Annotated in this window: 22 protein-coding genes and 1 tRNA gene; 13 read left to right on the top strand and 10 right to left on the bottom strand. The window is 61.3% G+C overall.

The features are described 5' to 3' along the window. Positions 1 to 168 precede the first annotated feature (168 nt). Positions 169 to 594 (top strand): DUF1330 domain-containing protein, encoded by a 426-nt coding sequence (locus ACZYOF_RS32970; RefSeq protein ID WP_463718395.1) that lies wholly within the window; start codon positions 169 to 171, stop codon positions 592 to 594. Between the two features lie 262 nt (positions 595 to 856). On the opposite strand, the gene ACZYOF_RS32965 is transcribed toward ACZYOF_RS32970, so the two are convergent. Further along, positions 857 to 2083 (bottom strand): ABC transporter substrate-binding protein, encoded by a 1227-nt coding sequence (locus tag ACZYOF_RS32965; RefSeq protein WP_282531374.1) that lies wholly within the window; start codon positions 2081 to 2083, stop codon positions 857 to 859. A gap of 242 nt (positions 2084 to 2325) precedes the next feature. Here ACZYOF_RS32965 and ACZYOF_RS32960 point away from each other — a divergent pair, with 242 nt between their 5' ends. Then, the gene (locus ACZYOF_RS32960; RefSeq protein ID WP_463718396.1) at positions 2326 to 2862 is read left to right on the top strand and encodes a methylated-DNA--[protein]-cysteine S-methyltransferase; all 537 of its coding nucleotides are present in this window, start codon (positions 2326 to 2328) and stop codon (positions 2860 to 2862) included. Between the two features lies 1 nt (position 2863). Here the strand turns inward: ACZYOF_RS32960 and ACZYOF_RS32955 are convergent, their stop codons facing one another. Further along, positions 2864 to 3343: a MaoC family dehydratase gene (locus ACZYOF_RS32955; protein ID WP_028162430.1), complete on the bottom strand. Its 480-nt coding sequence runs from the start codon at positions 3341 to 3343 to the stop codon at positions 2864 to 2866. A 213-nt stretch (positions 3344 to 3556) separates the two neighbouring features. Here ACZYOF_RS32955 and ACZYOF_RS32950 point away from each other — a divergent pair, with 213 nt between their 5' ends. Continuing rightward, positions 3557 to 4471 (top strand): DMT family transporter, encoded by a 915-nt coding sequence (locus ACZYOF_RS32950; RefSeq protein WP_463718394.1) that lies wholly within the window; start codon positions 3557 to 3559, stop codon positions 4469 to 4471. Between the two features lie 63 nt (positions 4472 to 4534). On the opposite strand, the gene ACZYOF_RS32945 is transcribed toward ACZYOF_RS32950, so the two are convergent. The 4 genes from ACZYOF_RS32945 to ACZYOF_RS32930 form a co-directional block, all read right to left on the bottom strand. Further along, on the bottom strand, positions 4535 to 5131 hold the full coding sequence (locus ACZYOF_RS32945) for a GNAT family N-acetyltransferase (RefSeq protein ID WP_463718393.1): 597 nt from the start codon (positions 5129 to 5131) through the stop codon (positions 4535 to 4537). Between the two features lie 167 nt (positions 5132 to 5298). Then, positions 5299 to 5571, bottom strand: a complete 273-nt coding sequence (rpmA, locus tag ACZYOF_RS32940) for a 50S ribosomal protein L27 (protein ID WP_027583052.1) — start codon at positions 5569 to 5571, stop codon at positions 5299 to 5301. A 123-nt stretch (positions 5572 to 5694) separates the two neighbouring features. Then, positions 5695 to 6078, bottom strand: a complete 384-nt coding sequence (rplU, locus tag ACZYOF_RS32935) for a 50S ribosomal protein L21 (RefSeq protein ID WP_130580949.1) — start codon at positions 6076 to 6078, stop codon at positions 5695 to 5697. Positions 6079 to 6428: 350 nt separating this feature from the next. Further along, positions 6429 to 6944 (bottom strand): winged helix-turn-helix transcriptional regulator, encoded by a 516-nt coding sequence (locus ACZYOF_RS32930; protein ID WP_130580948.1) that lies wholly within the window; start codon positions 6942 to 6944, stop codon positions 6429 to 6431. 192 nt (positions 6945 to 7136) lie between these two features. Here ACZYOF_RS32930 and ACZYOF_RS32925 point away from each other — a divergent pair, with 192 nt between their 5' ends. The 6 genes from ACZYOF_RS32925 to ACZYOF_RS32900 all read left to right on the top strand — a co-directional run bounded on the left by ACZYOF_RS32925 (position 7137) and on the right by ACZYOF_RS32900 (position 13388). Next, positions 7137 to 7787, top strand: coding sequence for a 2-hydroxychromene-2-carboxylate isomerase (locus ACZYOF_RS32925; RefSeq protein ID WP_130580947.1), 651 nt, complete (start codon positions 7137 to 7139; stop codon positions 7785 to 7787). Positions 7788 to 7842: 55 nt separating this feature from the next. Further along, positions 7843 to 9399 carry a class I adenylate-forming enzyme family protein gene (locus ACZYOF_RS32920; RefSeq protein WP_245476435.1) on the top strand — a complete coding sequence of 519 codons (1557 nt, stop codon included), beginning with the start codon at positions 7843 to 7845 and terminating at the stop codon, positions 9397 to 9399. A gap of 50 nt (positions 9400 to 9449) precedes the next feature. After that, positions 9450 to 10187 (top strand): SDR family oxidoreductase, encoded by a 738-nt coding sequence (locus ACZYOF_RS32915; protein WP_130580946.1) that lies wholly within the window; start codon positions 9450 to 9452, stop codon positions 10185 to 10187. A gap of 21 nt (positions 10188 to 10208) precedes the next feature. Further along, positions 10209 to 10979 (top strand): enoyl-CoA hydratase-related protein, encoded by a 771-nt coding sequence (locus ACZYOF_RS32910; RefSeq protein ID WP_463698819.1) that lies wholly within the window; start codon positions 10209 to 10211, stop codon positions 10977 to 10979. Positions 10980 to 11018: 39 nt separating this feature from the next. Next, the gene (locus tag ACZYOF_RS32905; RefSeq protein WP_463718392.1) at positions 11019 to 12179 is read left to right on the top strand and encodes an iron-containing alcohol dehydrogenase; all 1161 of its coding nucleotides are present in this window, start codon (positions 11019 to 11021) and stop codon (positions 12177 to 12179) included. A 75-nt stretch (positions 12180 to 12254) separates the two neighbouring features. Then, entirely contained in the window at positions 12255 to 13388 is a 1134-nt protein-coding gene (locus tag ACZYOF_RS32900) for an ROK family protein (protein WP_463718391.1), read from the top strand. A gap of 375 nt (positions 13389 to 13763) precedes the next feature. On the opposite strand, the gene ACZYOF_RS32895 is transcribed toward ACZYOF_RS32900, so the two are convergent. Next, a complete protein-coding gene (locus tag ACZYOF_RS32895) occupies positions 13764 to 14627 on the bottom strand; it encodes an alpha/beta fold hydrolase (RefSeq protein ID WP_463718390.1) in 864 nt (287 codons plus the stop codon). Between the two features lie 122 nt (positions 14628 to 14749). On the opposite strand from ACZYOF_RS32895, the gene ACZYOF_RS32890 reads away from it, so the two are divergent. Together ACZYOF_RS32890 and ACZYOF_RS32885 are read left to right on the top strand one after the other, a co-directional pair. Beyond that, positions 14750 to 14839: transfer RNA gene (locus tag ACZYOF_RS32890), tRNA-Ser, on the top strand. A 67-nt stretch (positions 14840 to 14906) separates the two neighbouring features. Then, positions 14907 to 15248: a tRNA-binding protein gene (locus tag ACZYOF_RS32885; RefSeq protein WP_463718389.1), complete on the top strand. Its 342-nt coding sequence runs from the start codon at positions 14907 to 14909 to the stop codon at positions 15246 to 15248. 107 nt (positions 15249 to 15355) lie between these two features. Here the strand turns inward: ACZYOF_RS32885 and ACZYOF_RS32880 are convergent, their stop codons facing one another. From ACZYOF_RS32880 to ACZYOF_RS32870, 3 genes are all read right to left on the bottom strand, one after another. After that, positions 15356 to 16501 carry a DUF2336 domain-containing protein gene (locus tag ACZYOF_RS32880; RefSeq protein WP_463718388.1) on the bottom strand — a complete coding sequence of 382 codons (1146 nt, stop codon included), beginning with the start codon at positions 16499 to 16501 and terminating at the stop codon, positions 15356 to 15358. Positions 16502 to 16695: 194 nt separating this feature from the next. Beyond that, positions 16696 to 17277 carry a MarR family winged helix-turn-helix transcriptional regulator gene (locus ACZYOF_RS32875; protein ID WP_463718387.1) on the bottom strand — a complete coding sequence of 194 codons (582 nt, stop codon included), beginning with the start codon at positions 17275 to 17277 and terminating at the stop codon, positions 16696 to 16698. Between the two features lie 573 nt (positions 17278 to 17850). Beyond that, on the bottom strand, positions 17851 to 18615 hold the full coding sequence (locus tag ACZYOF_RS32870; RefSeq protein ID WP_130578770.1) for a response regulator transcription factor: 765 nt from the start codon (positions 18613 to 18615) through the stop codon (positions 17851 to 17853). A gap of 1026 nt (positions 18616 to 19641) precedes the next feature. On the opposite strand from ACZYOF_RS32870, the gene ACZYOF_RS32865 reads away from it, so the two are divergent. Further along, positions 19642 to 19884 (top strand): GDCCVxC domain-containing (seleno)protein, encoded by a 243-nt coding sequence (locus ACZYOF_RS32865; RefSeq protein ID WP_463718386.1) that lies wholly within the window; start codon positions 19642 to 19644, stop codon positions 19882 to 19884. Positions 19885 to 20117: 233 nt separating this feature from the next. Then, complete coding sequence (locus ACZYOF_RS32860) at positions 20118 to 21299, top strand: acyl-CoA dehydrogenase family protein (RefSeq protein WP_463718385.1); 1182 nt, start codon at positions 20118 to 20120, stop codon at positions 21297 to 21299. The last annotated feature ends 187 nt before the right edge of the window (positions 21300 to 21486 follow it).

The raw sequence follows: 21486 nt of genomic DNA, 5'->3' as shown, positions 1-21486 counted from the left end.
CGACAACACCAGCTCGACGGTCTGGCGCTTGTATTCTTCGGTAAATGACCGACGTTGACGTTCCATTCAACACCTCCGGGCTCAATGAGCCTACTACAGGTGTCCACTCATTCGGAGGAGGTTCAGCAGAGCATGGTAAAGATGACGAAACCAACAAGGGAGAGACACATGGGCCATATCGATCCGACCAAGGAAGTCTTCGCGCAGTTCAGGGAGAGCGATCGGCCGGGGCCGATCCACATGCTCAATCTGGTTCGCCTGCGCGAATGGGCCGCCTATCCCGACGGCCGCAAGGCCACGGGCGCGGAAGCCTATGCGGCCTACGGCCGCGAGAGCGGGCCGGTGTTCGAGCGACTCGGCGGCCGCATCGTCTGGCAGGGTCGTTTCGAGTTGATGCTGATCGGGCCGCAAGAGGAACACTGGGACCATTGCTTCATCGCCGAATACCCAAGCGTCGCCGCCTTCGTCGAGATGATCCGCGATCCCGTCTATCGCGAAGCAGTGAAGCACCGCCAGGCCGCAGTGGAGGATTCGCGCCTGATCCGCCACGCCGTGCTCCCGGTCGGAAAGACGTTCGGAGAGATTCCGAAGTAAGCCACCAAGCCGTAGGGTGGGCAAAGCGAAGCGTGCCCACCTTTCTTGCACCGACCGTGGATGGTGGGCACGCTGCGCTTTGCCCACCCTACGCAGCTCCCGTCATTGCGAGCGCAAGCGAAGCAATCCATCTCTCCACTTGCGGAGGCATGGATTACTTCGCTGCGCTCGCAATGACGTTGAGAAAGCGCGCCACTATAACGTTCAAAACGAAATCGGCGGCCCGAAGGCCGCCGATCGTTTGTCTTGCGATGCTCGCTGACTAACCCGCCGGGCCGGCGTCCTCGAGGATCGGGCCGAACAGCTCCCAGCGCTCGCCGTTGAAGCGCATCATCTGGAGCTGCTTGTTGACGCGGTAGTCGGTCGGCGAAGTGTTGGCGACGATGCCGGGCAGCGAGAGGTCGAGCTGCACGTTCTTCAGGCTAGACGCCTGCTTCATCACGTTCTCGCGCGTGAGATTGTCGCCGGACTCCTTGAGCACATGGATCAGGAGCTGCGCGGTCGAGTAGCCGTAGGTGTTGAAGTTCGAATCCTTGTCGCCTTCCGGATAGTACTTGGCCATGAACTCGAAATACTTCTTCATGCCGGCATCATCCTTCCAGGTCGGATCGAGCGGATCCTTGCCGTAGTTGACGCTGATCACGCCCTTGGCGGCCTCGAGGCCTGCGGGCTTCATCACCGCGCCGACCGAGGTCGCGTTGATGTCGACGATCTGCACCGGCTTCCAGCCGAGCTCGGCGATCTTCTTGATCGCCTGCGCCGCCTGCTTCGGCGTGGTGGCGCTGAAGAACAGGTCCGCGCCGGCATCCTTGATCTTGAGAATCTGCGAATCCACGGTCGGATCGGACACTTCATAGGAGGCTTCCGCCACCACCATGCTGGCCGCCTTGTCGGCGAGGCCGGCCTTGATGCCGTTCAGGTAATCTTTGCCGAGGTCGTCGTTCTGATAGAGGATGCCGATCTTGGCGGTCGGATGGTTCTTCAGGATGTACTGGCCGTAGATGCGGCCCTCGACGAAGTAGTTCGGATTGAAGCCCATCGTCCACGGGAAATTCTTCGGGTCAGTGAACTTCGAGGCGCCGGTCGCCGCGAAAAGCTGAGGCACCTTCTTGGAGTTGAGATATTTCTGGACCGCGGCATTCGACGGCGTGCCGACGATCTGGAAGGTCAGAAGTACCTCGTCGCTTTCGACCAGCTTGCGCGCCTGTTCAACCGCCTTCGGCGGCGAATAGGCATCGTCATACTGGATCAGGTTGATCTTGCGCCCGTTCACGCCGCCCTGGTCGTTGATCATCTTCATATAGGCGGCCTGGGTCTTGCCGATCGAGGCATAGGCCGATGCAGGACCGGAGAACGGCACGGTCTGGCCGACCTTGATCTCGGTGTCGCTGGCGCCGGGGTCGTATTTCTTCTGGGCATTGGCCGCTGAAACCGACAGCGCGAATGCCAGCGCCGTCCCTGTGACCAGATGCAAAAACCCGTTCCTCATTCGCAGCTTCCTCATGGTTGTGATTTGTGCCGATGATCTTCTCCATCAGGTTCAAGGCCCGCCGGATGCCACCGCTAGCGGCGATAGTGGAGGAACCCTTGCTGCAATGCAAGGTGGAGTCGGGCCGAAAAGCCGAGCGATATCAGTCGACCAAAGTAGGGTGCGGGCCCAACCCCGGAAATCGGGTGGACGCTGGCACGCCGCGCAGGGAAGATGCCGGCGCCCAGCTATCCGGGATGAAGATGCCTGTTCGCGACAAACTGACGAAGCCGGCCACAACGTTCGGTCTGGATCGGGTGGAAACGCCGATCGGGATAGCTTTGCTGGTCACCGATGACGACGGCGTGCTCCGCGCGCTGGATTGGGAGGACTATGAGGCGCGGATGAACGAGCTGCTGCGCCTGCATTATGGCGCGGTGGCCCTGAAACAGGCGCGTGCGCCGAAGGATATCCGCGCCGCGCTGTCTGAATATTTCAAGGGCGATCTCGATCGCCTCGGCAGCATCCAGTGGCGCGTCGCCGGCACGGCGTTCCAAAACAAGATCTGGACCGCGCTGGCGAAGATCCCCGTGGGTACGACGATGAGCTATGGCGCGATGGCGGCGAAGCTCGGCGCGCCCAACGCCCAGCGCGCGGTCGGCCATGCCAACGGCTCGAACCCGATCAGCATCGTGCTGCCCTGCCATCGCCTGATCGGCGCGAATGGCGCGTTGGTCAAATATGGCGGCGGGTTAGAGCGCAAGCGCTGGCTGCTCGAGCACGAAGGTGTATCTCTTTAGATTAAGCCGGCCGCCGTCGGATCAAGAATTTCTGCATCCCCTCGAGCACCAGTTCGCGGCGCTGGTTGAACACGGTGGAGCGCAGCGTCACGACGCCGGTGGTGCGGCCGGGCACGAGCTCGGTCACTTCAAGCGCGGGATAGATGGTGTCGCCGGCATAGACCGGCTTCAGGAAGCGGCTCGACTGTTCGAGAAAGCCGATCATGGATTCCTCGACAATGAACGGAAACAGCCCGGCGCCGGGCGCGGTGTGGATCAGGGTCTGAAAGCCGTGCGCGAGCAGGTGTGGCATGCCGCGGGCGCGGCAATATTCGACGTCATAGTGGATCGGATGGGTATCGCCGCTTGCGGTCTGGAACGCCGCGAACACGGCCTCGGTCTGGGTCCGACTCGGGATCACGAAACGTTCGCCCAATGTGAAATCTTCGAACCAGCGCTGTGCTTGCACCATGCGGTGTTGGGCGGGGTCGAAGTCAGTCATATCAGGGCTTTCCTCGCAAGAATTGTTTTGTGATGTATCGGTATCGCAGCGATGTTGATGCGGCAATCGATTCCGCCTAGATCATGATCCGATTAGATGGAATCGGATCATGATCTCATCTCTTTGTTTGAGCATGATCTTTTCGGAAAACCGGTTTCCACTTTTCCGGATCATGCTCTAGTCCGGCCATGACGAGACACATCCCAGTCATCCATGACCCTGTTCGCAAAACTTTCCGCCTATGATGATCGCTCCGCCCGGCTTGCCGGCATCGCCCTGATGCTGCTGTCGATCTTCATGTTCTCGTTCGGCGATGCGATGGGGAAATTCCTTGTCGCGACCTATTCGGTCGGACAGTTGTTGTGGCTGCGCGCCTGTGCGGCACTGGCCGTGCTGCTGCCGATCATCTGGAAGCAGCGCGCGGCGTTCTTCCCACTCGAGCGTCCCTGGCTGCAATTGCTGCGGGTGACGCTGTCGACGCTCGAGGTCGCCGCCTTCTTCCTTGCGACCGTCTACCTGCCGCTCGCCGACGTCATCACCTATTATCTTGCCGGTCCGATCTTCGTCACCGCGCTGTCGGGCCTGGTGCTGGGCGAACAGATCGGCTGGCGGCGCTGGAGCGCGATCCTGGTCGGCTTCTGCGGCGTATTGATCGCGCTCAGGCCGTCAGCGCAAACCGTGAGCTTGCCGGCGATGATCGCGCTCGGCGGCAGCATGTCGTTCGCGGTCCTGATGCTGATCACGCGCTCGCTGCGCGCAACGCCCGATATCGTGCTGACCTCGTCGCAGTTCTGCGGCACATTCCTGCTCGGCGCCGTACTGTCGCCATTCGGCTGGGTGACGCCGGATGCCGGCAGCCTCGCTATCTTCTTCGTCGCCGGCCTGATCTCGGTCGCCGCGCTGCTCTGCGTCAACCGCTCGCTGAAGCTGGCGCCGGCAAGCGTGGTGGTGCCCTACCAATATTCGATGATCGTCTGGGCTGTAATCTTCGGCTTCGTCGTGTGGGGTGACGTGCCGTCCTGGGCCACCATCGTGGGTGCTGCGATCATCATCGGCGCCGGGCTCTACATCTTCCTGCGCGAGCAGAAGCTGGGGCGGGAAGAGCCGGTGGTGAGCCCGCCGGTGTAGCCCTAAGGATGCTGTGACGTAGGTGGGCAAAGCGAAGCGTGCCCACCCTACGCCGTCTGCGTGTTATCGATCCCGCCGCAACGATGAGCCCCAGCTCTTCAGCGACGACCAGACGCCGCGCGAGAGGCGGAAGCAGTCGACCGGGGTGGAGGAGCCGAGCGCTTCGAAGCGGTGCAGCTCGACGCCACTCCACTGGAAGCCGCACTTCTCCAGGATGTTGCGCGACGACGGGTTGGCGACGCGGGCGCCGGAGAACAGGTGGTCGTGGTCGAATTCCTCGAAGAAGTAGTCGATCACCGCGCGCGCCGCCTCGGTGCCAAAGCCCTGGCCCCAATGCTCGACGCCGAGCCAGTAGCCAAGCTCCGGCGCGTCAGGCTCGCGCCAGTTGATGCCGACCATGCCGACCGGCGCGGAGCTGTTCTCGATCAGGAACACGGTCTCGCCGCCTCCGCCGGCAGTCGCACGCACGAATTCGACCGCATGCTCGCTCAAGTAAGGATGCGGCAGGCGGCGGGTGTTCTCTGCAATGCGACGATCATTGGCGAGATGCGCAATTGCTTTTACGTCCGCGAGCGTCGGCTTGCGCAAGGTCAGCCGTTCGGTCTCGAGGACGCAACCTCTCGACTCGCGCAATATCGGGGTCGGGATATCCTGCAGCATGTCGGGCTCCTGTGATGCGATAACGGTACGCTACGCTTCGATCCCTGCGCGTGGCCCCACATGGGACACGCGCAACAGAAAAGGGGAGGCCGGTATCCCGCCTCCCCTGGAGCCTCTTAGAGCCCCGCCGGTTCAACAGGATCCGGCGGACTCATATCGTCCACCGTCTATTCGGCTGCAGCCTCGAGCACCGGAATTACCGATACGAAGGTGCGGCCATTGCCTTTGGCGCGGAACTCCACACGACCTTCGACCTTGGCGAACAGGGTATGATCGGTTCCCATGCCGACATTAAGGCCCGGATGCCAGGTGGTGCCGCGCTGACGCGCGATGATGTTACCGGGAATCACGAGCTCGCCACCGAACGCTTTGACGCCAAGGCGTTTGCCTTTGGAATCACGTCCGTTTCGCGATGAACCGCCTGCTTTTTTGTGAGCCATAGCTCGTCTCCAACTGCAGTAATTCTCTAGATCAATTCCTTGACGGAATCATTTCACTTTTTGTCACGCTTCAACTTTTGATACGTGACAATCACATTTCTCTAACGTCGCGTTCTTGAAGGCTTATGCAGCATCCTCAGTGGGCGCTGCAGCAATCTTTTCCTTCTTCGGCCGCGGGCCGATCGTCGGCTTCGCGTTGTCGGTCAGGATCTCGGTGATCCTCAGCACCGTCAGCTCATCGCGATAGCCGCGCTTGCGGCGCGAATTCTTGCGGCGGCGCTTCTTGAACGCGATCACCTTCGGACCGCGCTTGTGCTGCAGCACCTCGGCTGCCACCGAAGCGCCGGCCACCGTCGGCACGCCCAGGATCGGCGTTTCGCCGCCGACCACCAGAACTTCGCCAAGTTGCACGATCGTGCCGACATCGCCGGCGATCTTGCCAATCTCGAGAACATCATCCGGAACGACGCGGTACTGCCGGCCGCCGGTTTTGATGACTGCGAACATCGTTTTATTCCTTCGTGTTCGATCCCGTCCTCGGGGTATCCCCCGGGCCGGCTTCTTGTTCAGTCGCTATGGGTTACGATTTTCGCGCGGCGCGGGGACGTGCCCCGGAATTCACGCAAAAACAAACGGCGCGAGAAATCCCACGCCGGATTGGCCGCCGTTATAGCGGCCAAGCGCCAGGAGTCAAGGCAAACGGGCCGAAAACCGGCCCAAAATGAAGGATTTGGAGCGATTTTAGCCCGGTTCGAGCCAGGTTTCCGGCCCGTAGCCCGGGTGGAGCGCAGCGCAACCCGGGTTAACCACCGGCCCCGGGTTACGCGTTCCGCTCCACCCGGGCTACCGCGCCCCAGTCAGCTCTCGGTCTTGGCCTTCGCCTTCGGATCATCCGCCGCCATGGCGTGCACCGGCGAGGTCTGGCGGGCGCCGGGGCCTGGATGCACATGGACGGCCTTGGCCGACAGCGGCTCGCCGCATTCCGAGCAGACCATCACGGGGTCGAACATGTGTCCGCAGTTCTTGTGCTGATGCAGCATCGGGCGGCCGCGCGAGTCCACCATGTGGATGTTGCCCCAGTGCACGATCGACATGATGATCGGATAGAGGTCGAGGCCCTTCTGCGTCAGGATGTATTCGTAGCGCTTCGGCGATTCCTGGTACGGAATCCGGCGCAGCACGCCGAAGCGCACCAGCTTCTTCAGCCGCTCGGCGAGCAGATGGCGGGTGATGCCGAGCGAGGACTGGAACGCCTCGAACCTGCGCTTGCGAAGAAAGCACTCGCGCAGGATCAGCAGGCTCCAGCGGTCGCCGATCACGGCCACCGTGCGGGCCAGTGAGCACGGCTCCTCTTCAAGCGTGTCCCATTTCATCAATGTCTCCAGTCACCTGCGGTCCGCGAAGCAGGTTTCATTCTAATTCGGCACTGAGGCCTGTTCAACCGTTTGTGCGCCGCCCGTTACCGCAGGGCGCAATCCGCTATTGACAGTTCTAAAATAGAACTTTAAAGCCGGGATCGCAACCGATGGCGGCGACGGGCCGCTCCGCACAAGGAAAGGCAATCGATGGCTGCTCCGCTCAAGGTCGAGTTTCATTTCGATTTCGGCAGCCCGAACGCCTATCTCGCCGAGCTTGTCCTGCCGGGAATCGAACAGCGCACCGGCGTGAAGTTCGACTACGTCCCGGTGCTGCTCGGCGGCGTCTACAAGGCGACCGGCAACATGTCGCCGTTCGACTCGCTGCGCGGGATCAAGAACAAGGCCGAATACAACGCGCTGGAAACCGAGCGCTTCCTGCGGCGCCACCACATCACGAAATTCAAGTCGAACCCGTTCTTCCCGGTGAACACCCTGATGCTGATGCGCGGCGTGATCGCCGCGGAGCTCGAGGGATTATTCGAGTCCTATTTCCGCGCCGCCTACCACCACATGTGGGTCGAGCCGAAGAAGATGGATGATCCGCAGGTCTTCCGCGCCGCGTTCCTCTCGTCCGGCGTCGATATCGATCGTGTGATCGCCCGCATCCAGCAGGGTGACGTCAAGAAGAAGCTGATCGAGAACACAGAGAACGCGGTGGCACGCGGCGAGTTCGGCTCGCCGACCTTCTTCGTCGGCGACGAGATGTTCTTCGGCAAGGATCGCCTGCGCGAGGTCGAGGAAGAGATCGTCGCGCAGCTTGCGGCAGCGAAAGGCTGCGCGAGACGGCAGGGAATCTGAGCAAACCAATTCGCGACAAGACCCGAGACAAGGGGCGCGGCGGCGGGAGGTGGCATTGACGATATTGGAGCAGGCGGCCCCGGCGGCCGAAATTCTGGCAAATCTGCCGAACCGGATTCATGAAGTGATCGACCGGCATGTCGCGGCGACGCCGGATCGCACGGCGCTGATCGATGACGGCGGCAGCCTCACCTATCGCGAACTCGACCGCGCTATCGGCGGCACCGCGGACGCACTGCGTGCGCTCGGCGTCCGCGCCGGCGACCGCATCATGATCGTCAGCGAGAATGCGATCCCGCTCGCCTGCCTTCTGTTCGCCGCGAGCCGGCTCGATGCTTGGGCGATCGTGGTCAATCCGCGGCTGTCGCCGCGCGAACTGGAGCAGATCCAGGATCACAGCGGCACGCGTCGCGCCTTCTTCACCACCGACGTCTCCAAGGAAGCAGCCGCGCATGCCGCGCGCTACGGCGCACCGGTGCAGGATGTTGGACCGCTCTATGGCATCGGCGTTTCCGCGCTGAATGAGGCGACCTCGCCCGAGCCGGTCAAAGCCGACGGCGCCAACCAGGTCGCGGTCCTCATCTACACCTCGGGCACCACGGGTACGCCGAAGGGCGTGATGCTGACGCACCGCAATCTCCTGTTCAGCGCCCAGACCACCGCGGCGCTGCGCAATATGACGTCGGACGACGTGCAATATTGCGTGCTGCCGATCTCGCACATCGTCGGCATCTCCTTGTTGACGATGACGCTGATGACCGGCGCCACCGTCCGCCTGGTCGCGAAGTATGATCCGGCGGCGCTGGTGCAGGCGATGGCGGAGGAAGGCATCACGATCCTGAACGGCGTTCCCGCCACCTATCAGCGCCTGCTCGAATACAAGCGGACGACAGGTCTCTCGAAGTTGAACCGCGGCGCGCTGCGCCTGATCTCGGTCGCGGGCGCGCCGCTCGACCTCGACCTGAAATCGCGGGTCGAGCAGGAGCTCGGGCTGCCTTTGCTCAACGGGTATGGCATCACGGAATGCTCGCCCGGAATTTCCGGCGTCCGGCCGGAGACGCCGCGAGCCGACCATGCGGTCGGCACGCTGATGCCCGGTCTCGAGGCCAGGATCGTCGGCCGGGATGGCAAGCTCGTTGCGAGCGGCGCGGTTGGCGAGCTCCATGTCCGCGGCGCCAACGTCATGCGCGGCTATTACCGCGCACCCGATCTCACCGCGAAGGCGATCGATCCCGATGGCTGGTTCAACACCGGCGATCTCGCGCGCTTCGAGGGCGACTGCCTCTATATCGTCGGCCGCACCAAGGAGATGATCATCCGCTCCGGCTTCAACGTCTATCCGGCCGAGATCGAGGCCGTGCTCTCGACCCATGACGCCGTGGTGCAGTGCGCCGTGGTGGGGCGGCCGGTCGAGGGCAATGAGGAAGTGGTCGCCTTCGTCCAGTTGCTCAAGGGCTCCAAGGCGACGGCGCAGGACCTGATGGCCCATGTCGCGCCGCAGCTCACCTCCTACAAGCGGCCGTCGGAGATCATCCTGCTCGAGGCGCTGCCCGCGACCTCGACCGGCAAGATATTGAAGCACAAACTGGCGGAGTCGCTGCGCACGTCCTGAGCGCGCGCAGCGACATCAATTCATTTCCAATCAGCAGTCGGGAGAGACCAATGCAGAAGAGAAATGCGACGGCGGCGGTCATCGGGGCCGGCGATTATATCGGCGGCGAGATCGCCAAGAAATTTGCATCCGAAGGGTTCACGATCTTCGCCGGACGACGGAATGGCGCCAAGCTCGAGCCGCTGGTGAAGGATATCGAGGCGGCTGGCGGCGAGATTCATGCCCGCTCGCTCGATGCGCGGAAGGAGGAGGAGATCATCTCCTTCCTCAACGATGCCGACAAGCACGCGCCGCTGGAGGTCTGCATCTTCAACATCGGCGCCAACGTCAATTTCCCGATCCTGGAGACCACCGAGCGCGTGTTCCGCAAGGTCTGGGAGATGGCCTGCTATTCCGGCTTCCTCGCAGGCCGCGAGGCAGCGCGGCTGATGCTGCCGCGGGGCCAGGGCAACATCTTCTTCACCGGCGCCACCGCATCCTTGCGCGGCGGGCCGGGTTATGCGGCCTTCGCCAGCGCCAAGTTCGGCCTGCGTGCGGTGGCGCAGGCGATGGCGCGCGAGCTCGGTCCGAAGAACATCCACGTTGCCCATCTCATCATCGATTCCGGCGTCGACACCGAATGGGTGCGGCAGCGGCGCATCGAAGCCCTTGGCCCCAACGCGCTCGACGATCCCGATCTGTTGATGCCGCCGGCGTCAGTCGCGGCTTCCTATTGGCAACTCTACCAGCAGCCGAAGAGCGCCTGGACATTCGAATTGGAAATCCGCCCGTTCGGCGAGAAGTGGTAACGGCGAGCCGGAGAGCAAATCATGAGCGAGCATGTCAAGACCGAGATCGCCGACGGCGTGATGACGGTGACGTTGCAGCGTCCCGAGAAGAAGAACGCGCTCACGACGGCCATGTATGACGCGATGTCGGACGCGCTCGACCGCGCCGAGAGCGACGGCTCGGTCCGGGTGATCCTGTTCCAGGGCGACGGCGACAGCTTTACGGCGGGCAACGACCTCGCCGATTTCGCCAGCCAGGCCCGCGACGGCAGCAACGCCGTCGAGGGCGGCGCGCATCGCTTCATCGATACCATCGGCAAGGCCAGGAAGCCGCTGGTCGCTGCCGTGCAGGGTAATGCCGTCGGCGTCGGCACCACGATGCTATTGCATTGCGACCTCGTCTATCTCGCCGACAATGCGCGGCTGATCACGCCGTTCGTCAATCTGGCGCTGGTGCCGGAAGCAGCCTCGAGCTTCCTGTTGCCGCTCCGGATCGGCCATGCGCGGGCGTATGCGATGTTCGCGCTCGGCGAGCCGATGGAGGCATCAGCGGCGCTGGCCTGCGGGCTCGCGAATGCCGTGGTGCCGCCATCAGAGCTGCGCAAGAAGGCGCGCGATGCCGCGATCGCGCTGACCAAGCGGCCGGCCGGTTCGCTCAGCCTCACCAAGCAGTTGATGCGCGACCATGAGCGGATCGCGGCGCGGATGGCCGAGGAAGGCAGCCTGTTCAAGGAGCGGCTGAAGACGCCGGAAGCACGCGAGGCCTTTGCAGCCTTCGCCGAGCGCAGGCCGCCTGATTTCACCAAGTTCTAGGCCTGACGTCGGTTACATGCCAGATCAAGGGAGCCGAACATGCACAGCGCGGGCAGCTATCAATATCCTTCGATGGATTTCGTCATCTATGGCAAGCCCGCGGCTGAAGCGCTGCGCGAGGAGGCCGAGCGGCTCGGCGCCAAGCGCGTCTATTTGATTGTGAGTCGTACGCTCAACACCACAACCGACGAGATCGAGAAGATCCGCACAGCCCTCGGCAATCGATATGCGTCGACCTTCGACGGCATCCCGCAGCACACCACGCGCGATGTCGTGGTGCAGACCGCAAAGCAAGCCAAGGAAGCGGGCGCCGATCTCGTGGTTGCGATCGGCGGCGGTTCGGTGGTGGATGCCGCCAAGATCGTGCTGATGTGCATGGAGCACGAGATCTTCGATCCTTCCGGGCTCGATGGTTTCGAGACCACGCCCGAGCGCCGCTTCGGCCCGTTCCGCACGCCGAAGGTGCGGATGATCGCGATTCCGAGCACGCTGTCCGGCGGCGAGTACAATTCCGGCACCCTGGTGACCGATACGCGCCGCAAGCTGAAGCAGATATTCAATCACCCGATGATGATGCCGCGCACCATCATCCTCGATCCCGCCATCACGCGCTACACGCCGGAGAAGCTGTGGCTTGGCTCCGGCACCCGCGCGATGGATCACGGTATCGAGGCGATCTGCTCGATCCGCGGCAATGCGTTGGTCGATGCCGTCTGCCTGCAGGGCCTGCGCTATCTCCATGACGGCCTCTCGCGCACCAAGGACGACCCGAACGACGAAGCGGCGCGCGTCAATTGCCAGTTGGGCTCCTGGATGTCGGCGTTCGGTCTGCAGGCGCGGGTGCCGATGGGCGCGAGCCATGCGATCGGCCATGTGCTTGGCGGCACCTGCGACGTGCCGCATTATTTCTGCACCGCAGTGATGATGCCGAGCGTGCTGCGCTACAATCGTCCCGCGACCGAGCAGGCGCAGAAGAAGATCGCGGCAGCGCTTGGCGCGCCCGAGCTCGATGCGGGCGAGGCTTTCGCCGGCTTCATCGCGAAACTCGGCCTGCCGCGGCGACTGGCCGATGTCGGGGTGGGCGAGGACCGCTTCGAGCTGATCGGCAAGAATGCGATGCTGTCGATCTTCACCCGCTCGAATCCGCAGCCGATCCGCGAGCCGGCCGACGTCGTCAGGATTTTGCGGCTTGCGGCCTAAATCTGCCGCGAGCTTGGGCGCAACCAAACCCGTTTCAGGCCGTTATCCCCGGGTTCCAACCGGGGCAAGGATTTCATGGCCGACGAACTGGTATTGACAACGGGGATCGCCCGCCACGGCGCGACGCGTTTGCCGTCGGTCGACGTCGACAGCTTCAACATTGAACTGAAGGACGACGAGGGTTTCCTCGGCGACCGCGCCAGCAAGAGCGCGTTCCGCAAGATTCTCGACCGCTGGCGCAAGCCGTTGCGCAAAACCGGTGAGGACCCGTTCGGCGACGAGCCCTCCGAACAGGTCAACAAGAAGACGCTGGATTCAATGCTCATCGGCGACGACACCGAGGCCTCCGCCGTGGTCCACAGCGCGATCGAGGAGTTCGCGCTGGAACTTGCCTATGTGACGCGGCGTTTCCTCAAGACCAAGGCCTGGGCCAAGACCGAGCGCATCGTGGTCGGCGGCGGCTTCCGTGACTCCAGGCTTGGCGAGCTTGCGATCGCGCGCACCGAGATCATCCTCAAGGACGAGAAGTTCAAGGTTGATCTTCAGCCGATCCGCCATCACCCCGACGAGGCCGGACTGATCGGCTGCCTGCATCTGGCGCCCTCATGGATCTTCGAAGCCCATGACAGCATCCTCGCGGTCGACATCGGCGGCACCAACATCCGCTGCGGCGTGGTTGAGACGCGCTGGAAGAAGGCGCCGGATCTCTCCAAGGCAACCGTGTGGAAATCCGAACTGTGGCGCCATGCCGACGAGGCCCCGACCCGGGAAGCTGCGGTGGAGCATCTGGTCGAGATGCTGCAGGACCTGATCGCGAAAGCCGAGACCGATGGGCTGAAGCTCGCGCCCTTCATCGGCATTGCCTGTCCCGGCGTGATCGACGAGGACGGCTCGATCGAGAAGGGCGCGCAGAACCTGCCGGGCAATTGGGAGAGCAGCAAGTTCAACCTGCCAGCAAGCCTGGTCGCGGCGATCCCAGCGATCGGCGACCACGACACCGCGATCGTCATGCATAATGACGGCGTGGTGCAGGGCCTTTCCGAAGTTCCCTTCATGCAGGACGTCGAGCGCTGGGGCGTGCTGACGATCGGCACCGGTCTCGGCAATGCGCGCTTCACCAACCGCCGCAAGGAGAACGGCAAGAACGCCAAGAATGGCGAGAAGGACGAGAAGGACAACGGCGAGAAGAAAGCGAAGAAGAGCGCGTGACGATGGGCAGATGCATAGGGTGGGCAAAGCGAAGCGTGACCACCATCGCGAGCGCGACGCTGGATGGTGGGCACGGCGCAAGAGCGCCTTTGCCCGCTCTACAGTTTCCGCAGCTTCCCGTTACACCGCCGTCATCTTTCCGTAGGTTTACGGGCGAATCTCCGGAAATCCGGGTGCAGTAAGGTTTAAAGGTTAGGTTAAGGCCGACATTGCGTTGGCTGTTTCCGCGCCCATTGCTACGGTGGCGGCGTCGCTCCGCTGACCGGCGAAGCCGCACTTCCCCGGCCAGCATTTTGATGAGGCGGCACGGGACCGCCAGTTATTTTTGTCGCGTCTGGCGGTCCCACCCACTCTTTCTAACCTGATTCTCCCGCTTCAGATCCATCCGATGCGCGAAAAGAACGTGGAGATCTCAAGGCTTGCGCGATCGGGGGCTTCGCGATGCGGAAAATGTCCGACGCCTTCGAACATTTTCAGATCGAGGTCGGTGAAGGTCTCGCCGAGCCGGTCGGTCCAGGCATAGGGAAACAGCGGATCGTGCTCGGCCCAGCGGATGCAGGTCGGCACGATGATCGCAGGCAATGAGGGTGCCTCGCCCTGCATCATCTTGACGCGCGCGGCGTGCGCGGCGCGATAATGCGCGAAGCCGCCGGCGAGATTGCCCGCTTTCAGGAAGTTGTCGGTGAAGGTGTCCAGCACATCGTCGAACGCATCCTGGCGATACGACCAGCCTTTGAGGAAATGCCCGATATAGAGGCAGCAGCTCTCGCGCGTCGCGCCGACGAGTTTTGGCGCCATCTCCATCTGGTGGAATGACTGATACCAGATGTGGTTCAGCCTATCCGGCGCCGCCATCCGCGGCCCGATACCGGGATAGACGAAATCGAAAAAGAACAGCCCCGCGATCCGCGCAGGCGCCTTGCGTGCCAAAGGCTGCATCACGGCGCCGCCGACATCATGGCCGACCACGCCGGCCCGCTCGATCCCGAGCGCATCCATCAGCGCCAGCATGTCGTCCGCATGCTGCTCCGGCCCGTACGGGCCGTCCGGCTTGTCGCTGTCGCCGAAGCCGCGCAGGTCGGGGGCGATCAGCGCAAAACGGTCGGAAAGCCGCGCCATGACCGGCTCCCAGGTCAGCCAGAATTCCGGCCAGCCATGCAGCAAGAGCAGGGGCTTGCCGGCCCCGATCCGGGCGACATGGAACGCCGCCCCGTTGGCTTTCACCGTCAAATGCTCCATTTCGCCTCCTTTCGGCCGGTTTCGGCGGTGCGGAAATCTTCTCCCGGCGCCTTGTCTCCCCCGGCATCCTCGCCTAGAACACGCCCCGACCGCGAGGGTGAGGAATCACCTTTTTGGCACCAGGAGAGGTGGCAGAGTGGTTGAATGCACCGCACTCGAAATGCGGCATAGGTGCAAGCCTATCGGGGGTTCGAATCCCTCCCTCTCCGCCATCAACGGGAACGACTGGGACCCCCTGCGGGATGCGCGCGGGAAACACCCTTGCCGCGCGAGCTTTACATGACGCAAACGATCGGGATCGACGAGTTCCTGGCCATCGACATCAGGGTCGGCACGATCGTTGACGTGGCTGATTTTCCGGAAGCGCGAAAGCCGGCGTGGAAACTGACGATTGATCTCGGCCCCGAGGTTGGAACGAAGCGGTCCAGCGCGCAGCTTACCGAGCTGTATTCCCAGGAGTCATTGATTGGTCGGCAGGTGGCTTGCGTGGTCAATCTGCTGCCGCGCAGGATCGGCCCGTTCCAGTCGGAAGTGCTGACGCTGGGCTTTCCCGATGAACAAGGCCGCGTGGTGCTCGTTGCGCCTGAGCGGCCAGTTCCGAATGGCCGGCGCCTGTTCTAGAGCATGATCCGGAAAAGTGGAGACCGGTTTTCCGAAAAAGATCATGCTCAAACAAAGAGCTAGAGCGGGATGACGATCCGAAGAAAAGTCATCACGCTCTAGCGGACTTATATCATGGCGACCGCCAGGGGCGCGGATTCGCTCGGCGCGATTGGATGGCTTTCGCTTGTGCGCGCGTCACGGCGTGCCTTGTAGAATTCAAGCACACGTCTCGCCGTTCGGAGCTCGATCCGCTCGAAGCTGTCCCGCGCTTGATCAAGATCGATCTTGGTTAGCCTGCGGTCCGCTACTCTCATCAGCAGCAATGCCTTGGCCGTTGCCCAGGAACATCCGCCGGCTTTTGCGACAAGTTGCACGGTACCAGGATTGTCATTGAGAACTGCCCGTTCGACCAATTCGATGGGACAGGCTGCAAGGACGGACAACGCCATGACAGCCGTTTCAAAATCCTGCGCTCGGGCGGCGGCGTGAACATCCGCTTCTCCGAGTTCCTTCCAGTATTTGCGGCGCTTTACCTTCTTCCTTGCCCTCGCGTGATCCGGAGACTGATTGCGGACCTCCAGATTTATGTCGTCGATGACCTCCGTCACAGCATCATGCACGGCGTCGGAAAATTGCGGGTTTGCGGCGGCGATCTTGCTGCGCACGGAAGCAGAGGCAGTTTCCATAAGTTTCAGGAAGTGATGTCTGGGGATGTCATGCCGCGTCCCGACATGGAGCGCGAGCTGGGTATCTTCGCTCGATCGAGCGACAAGCTCGCCGAAGCTGCCATCCGAAAAGCGGGCGCCCGGGTTGCTCGCAACCGCGTGGACCACGCCGGCTTCGCCGCGCAGAATCAGTAACTCCGTGATCGCCTCGCTGATTGTTCGACGTTGCGCGATTGCGTGAAGGTGGCCCTGACTTTGGGTGCTGGCGCAGGCGACAAGATCGGATTCGCTAAGGGCATCCGACTGACTGAGGACCGGAGCCGCCACGGCAACAGCATCATCCGATGCAAGTGCTCTGACCAACGTTGCCGGCGCATTCGAGTCAGCCGCGAGATGCCGAGCCAGCCTGACGCGGGTCTTCAACTCGATCACGGCAACGAGGGTTTTGAATATCTCGTCAAACAGTTTGATCTGCTGCTTGGAGTAGCGACCAGACCCGGCAAGGAACAAGTCTGTTATGCGGGTGAGAGCCCTCAGCTGCCGTTTCGTCGACCCGGATGTCGTTGTATTTTGCACTTCATTGATTAACGAATAGAACGTCGTCATGATCATGGGTCTCGTCGGCACGTTCGCCCTTGGCGGCGAGGAGTTGATGGTGACGAGCTAACATGCGGGCAATGAAGATTGTTGATTCGAGCTGCCTCATAGATGACTAAAATTGTTTGCATTCCAAGCATCGTCTGCGGCAGCTCGAGGCTGCGGCGCTCTTCGTTGGCTCTCTCCGCCAACGTCAGATGAATCTATCGCCGGCCGCGCTCGAAGGTCGCGCATAATAGCGCAGTCTCGTCCGCTGTAATCGCTGCGCGAAAGAAGCGACATGTGAATTGTGGGCAGGCGTTGCCTGTCGCGCCGTCGGCACTATTCTCCGTCAAGAACGTGCACTCCCTGCAAATGTCCGCATGATGTCGTTGCTGGGTAATATCCAACCAGTCGAGCACCTGGCGGAGCGCATCGCGAGAGCTGGTCTGGCGATCGACGCTGAGTACGGCTATCGCCTTGACGAGAACATTGACCGGATCATGCCCGAGAAATTTCTCACCCTTCGCGGTCACATACAGGATCACCGAGCGTTTGTCTTCCGCGGCAGGTTTGCGTACCAGGAATCCCTTTCTCTCGAGAACCTTGACGATTTGAGATGCGGTGCCCCTGGTGGTGCCGACAAAAGTGGCCAATGCCGACGGAGTCCGTGAGAACTGGTTCGCGCGAGCAAGAAAACGCAGGGCCATCCATTCGCGATCGCGCAGCCCGTGCCGACTACCTTCGAAGTGCCAAATCCTCGCCGTCTGAACCAATAATTCAACCGTCTCGCGTGCTAACGTCATGATCGACCCAACTCAAAGAATTTGCGAGCAGTTTCGCGGTGCGCACCTCATTAGCGTCCTGATTCGCTAGTCGCTTTGGTTCGAGGCTCAACTCAACTGCATGTCTTTCCGCCCCACTAATGCGTCGGCCATTAAGAAATTGTCTGCTGATCGTTTGAATTCCCTGGCAAGCAACACTGACTTCATTAATCATCCGCCGATTGGACCAGACTACACACCGCAGCAACGCAATCTGGATCGTCAGTGACAACGACATTGTCGCTGTCACAAGCCGAAAGGTTCGGGGAGCATTTGAAGAATGATGTTCACGTTACGGAGCGTCTCCAGAGGATTCGCGCGAGATCGGACAAATCGTGCCGTTCTACGGATGCATTTTCGAAGCAGTACGCGATAAGCGGCGGACCTGCGCGTCGCGCAAACCCGCCGTTCAGTATGGGATGTCTGCGCGTGCTGCGGTGACGGGCAGGGCTTGCGCTAGCTCGTTACCAAATCTGCGCAGACACCACGCGTCGTTGGTCATGCGGCTACTTTCGTGGCGATGCGTTACCTGTCCTGAATGATGATCTCGCTCTTTCAAGTGAAGATAGGTCGTAGTCTCGATGGCGCTTGCTTGGCCAGGATGCCAAGGTTTTGGAGATCTCGCGTCGCATCATCTTCGGACGTTCCTGTTGAGGTATCGAGACGGTAGCCGATATACCGCCTGGAGACGATCGGGTCGTAGCCGAGACGGTCACGCAGCTTCTTGCGCAGTTTGCTTACGTGACTTTCGATCACGTTTTCATCGAACGTTTCCTCAAAGATCCCATAAACCGCATTGAAGATCTGCGTTTTGGTCAGCCATTTCCCTTGCTGACCAACCATGTGTTCCAGGATACGGAGCTCGCGACGCGGCAGCATCATGACGGCTCCTCCAATTTCCGGATCTCTCCCGTCAAAGAAGACTCGAATCGCACTTTGCCTGCCATGGACCGATATTCCGAGACTGCGGCGGGAGATCGCGGCAGTTCTTGCCAGGATCTCGCGTGGGTGGACTGGAATATGGACGACATCATCCACGCCAGCTTCAAAGAGCTCGACCGTGTGCTTAAGCATTCTCTGGTTGCTGAGCGCGATGATCGGCGCACGGCAGCGCTTGCGGACAGTGCGGGGCAAGGTGGCGCGAGTATCACAATCTCCAAGAAGAAAAGCGTCAATGGCCGACAGCTCATCGTCGCCCGCAGATTCCAGCCACTCCAAGAACTCCGTTGGCGAAAATCCAACAGAAGAAATGCCTTCACGATCGAAGCCGCCGATGTAGCCGGTTGCAACGTTCTCTCGATCATCAATGATCACGTACATGCGGTATTTGCCCCCATTCGCCAGGCCTGTTGAAACTTTTTGTAAGGAGTTTTTCGTTCGGCGTGTGCCGGTGGTGATGCTGATAGCGCGGGCACATGCTGCTGCAACTGGCGTGGGCGTAGCCGGATAGAACCGATACACACCAGCAATGATCGAAACGCTGCCGTGCGGTCGTTGCACGAAGCAACAAGGCTTGTCCGGTCCAGCAGCCTCCCAGCCCAGAACCAACGGACCATCGAGTGACAGCGCGCAATTTCTAGCTGAGAAACGGCCAAGCCCACGTTGGTCGCAGAAAATGCCCTGCGCAGGCAGTTCGTTCTTTCCGGATGAGTCACTTGCAGATTCAGCCTGTTGTGGCGTGAGCTCAGCGCGTCGTGGATTTAGGTTCTTGAGGTTCAGACTCGACGAGACGCCACAAACGCACACGCACACAATCGTGAAGGTGCCCCTAAGACATAGGTGGTCACCTCGAATATAGAACGGCTAGCTCAGTTGCATCGGAGCGCCCGTTCCCATGTTGAGCGCTCCAAAAATTTGCCGTTCTTTTGTAGAAGCGATGTGAGTCGCTCGTCGTGACGTTGGCAAAATGCAGAAATGCAATCAAGCTTGCGCCGAGAGTAGTTAGTACGCAGAGCGACCATTTGTTTTGAAATCATTGAAGCAATTAGTTTTGAATCAATCATTAGATAATTTTGTCGCAATGTTACTTTCGCTCGTGACCTGGAGCCATCGGAAGGCGCGATCATGAATCCCGCCGCGCCAGGATCAAGCATCGTCCATTACGGCCGGAAAAGGTGACGCTTAGAAGTTGTCGCCACGGGAACCCGCCACGTGGACGACGAACCCGGACGTCATCGCTCCGATTAGACGAAATCTAATTGATCGGATTCTGCTCGCGAGAAGCGCGGCCTTGTGGCGCGCCGTCCCTTCCCGCGTCATCCGCAATCTCGTTTTCGTCCCGTGGAAGCCAAATCGGCGCTATACTGCTGGCGCTGATTTCGAGACTACCTCTGGCGGGATGCGGCGATGCAGGACAACTCGCTTATTCTGCAATCCATCATCACATGCCCACACTGCGGATATCGTGAGATGGAAATCATGCCGCTGGATGCCTGCAGGTTCTTCTACGATTGCAAGGCATGCGGTGCTCACCTGAAGCCCAAGCCAGGCGATTGCTGCGTTTTCTGTTCCTATGGGACCGTGCCATGCCCGCCGGTTCAGGCCAACCGTGGCGCATCGACTTGCGCTTGCTCAGCCGGAGATGGCTGAGCCACTGGGGAGATGCCGACCTGTTTCGCGAGTTCCGCGCATCCGAACCGTGGTCGACCTGATGGCGGGCGCGCTTTCCAAACAACGCGGCCTGATCGAGGGACGCGAAGGACGAAGCTAGCAAGGTCTTCCGGCCTGATGCAATCAGCCAACCAGATTGGCTCTCCAAGCCATAATCGCCCTGACCCAGCCGACCTAGGCTCCGGCCTTGCAAACAAGGCTTGGAGATAACAGTGGATTTTGAACTGTCCAGGGAACAACGCGACATCAAGGCTCGGGCCGCCGCGTTCGTGGAGGAAGTCTGCCGCCCGCTCGAGAATGATTGGGGAACGGACGACTATGCCGTGCCGCACGACATCTTCATGGGCGTGGTGCAGAAATTCCGTGAATACGGTTTCAGGGGATTGGCGGTGCCGAAGGAAGCCGGCGGGCAGGGGCTCGGGACGATTGCGAAGTGCCTGGTCTACGAGGAGATCGTTAAGTCGCCCGTGATGCATGGCCTGCTCGCGACCTGGTCGGGCTTTCTCGATCCGCATCCCGCGCTTTACGTCGCGCCGGATTGGCAGAAGGAAGCGTACCTCTATCCTATCCTCAAAGAGGACAAGTTCTACCACATCAACATCTCGGAGCCGGGAGCGGGCTCCGACGCGGCCGGGATAACGACCACCGCCGTTCGCGACGGCGACAATTACATCATCAACGGCATCAAGCGCTGGGCGCCGCCGCCGAACCATCCGGGCATCACGCCAAAATATCTGCTGTGCTATGCCGTGACCGATCCGACCAAGGGCTATGAAGGGATCAGCCTGTTCCTGGTCGATTATCCCAATCCCGGCGTCTCGGTGCTCCGCGAATACGAGACCATGGCGCCCGGCACCTATCTCGGCCGGAGCTGCGACTACCAGTACAAGGATTGCGTCGTCCCGGCGAATAACATGCTCGGTGCGGAAGGCATGGGCTTCCGCTACATGATGGACCAGCTCAACCGCAACCGCACCGTGATCGGCGCGCGCCTGACCGGTACCGCGCGCTGGGCGCAGACGCAGGCCGCCAAGCGAGCGCGGGAGCGCGAGACGTTCGGCAAGCCGCTTGCGGAACGGCAGGCCATTCAATGGATGCTCGCGGAATCGGAGATGGATCTCGAGCAGTCGCGGCTGATGGTCTACAAGACCGCCTGGATGCTCGATCGCGGCCTCGATGCGCGCAAGGAAGCCGCGATGGTGAAATGTTTCGCCCCGCTCGCGGCCTGCCGGGTCATCGACCGCGCCATCCAGATCCATGGCGGGCTCGGCGTGCTCAGGGAAAACCGCTTCGGCCAGCTCTATTTCCAGAGCCGCATCGCACAGGTTGCGGAAGGCACCACCGAAGTGATGAAGATGACCATCGCGCGCGAAGTGCTGCGCGAGTGTGAATAGCGCGCGACGAGCCTGGGCCGAAGCGGGCAACGGCGTCTGTTCCCCCTCTCCCCGTTCTTACGGCTGTCATATTCGCACATCTTGCGAAGGAATTTGATCGCTGATTCCGTGAGTTGAACGATGATTCGCGGGAGTGAGCGATGTCTGGGATGGACTACGGGCTGGGTCGGTTTGGCGATGCGCGGCT

The sequence above is a fragment of the Bradyrhizobium sp. LeoA1Lang genome (genome assembly GCF_055413685.1).
Note: the sequence above shows the minus strand (reverse complement) of the source record. Positions and strands in the feature narration are given on the sequence as shown.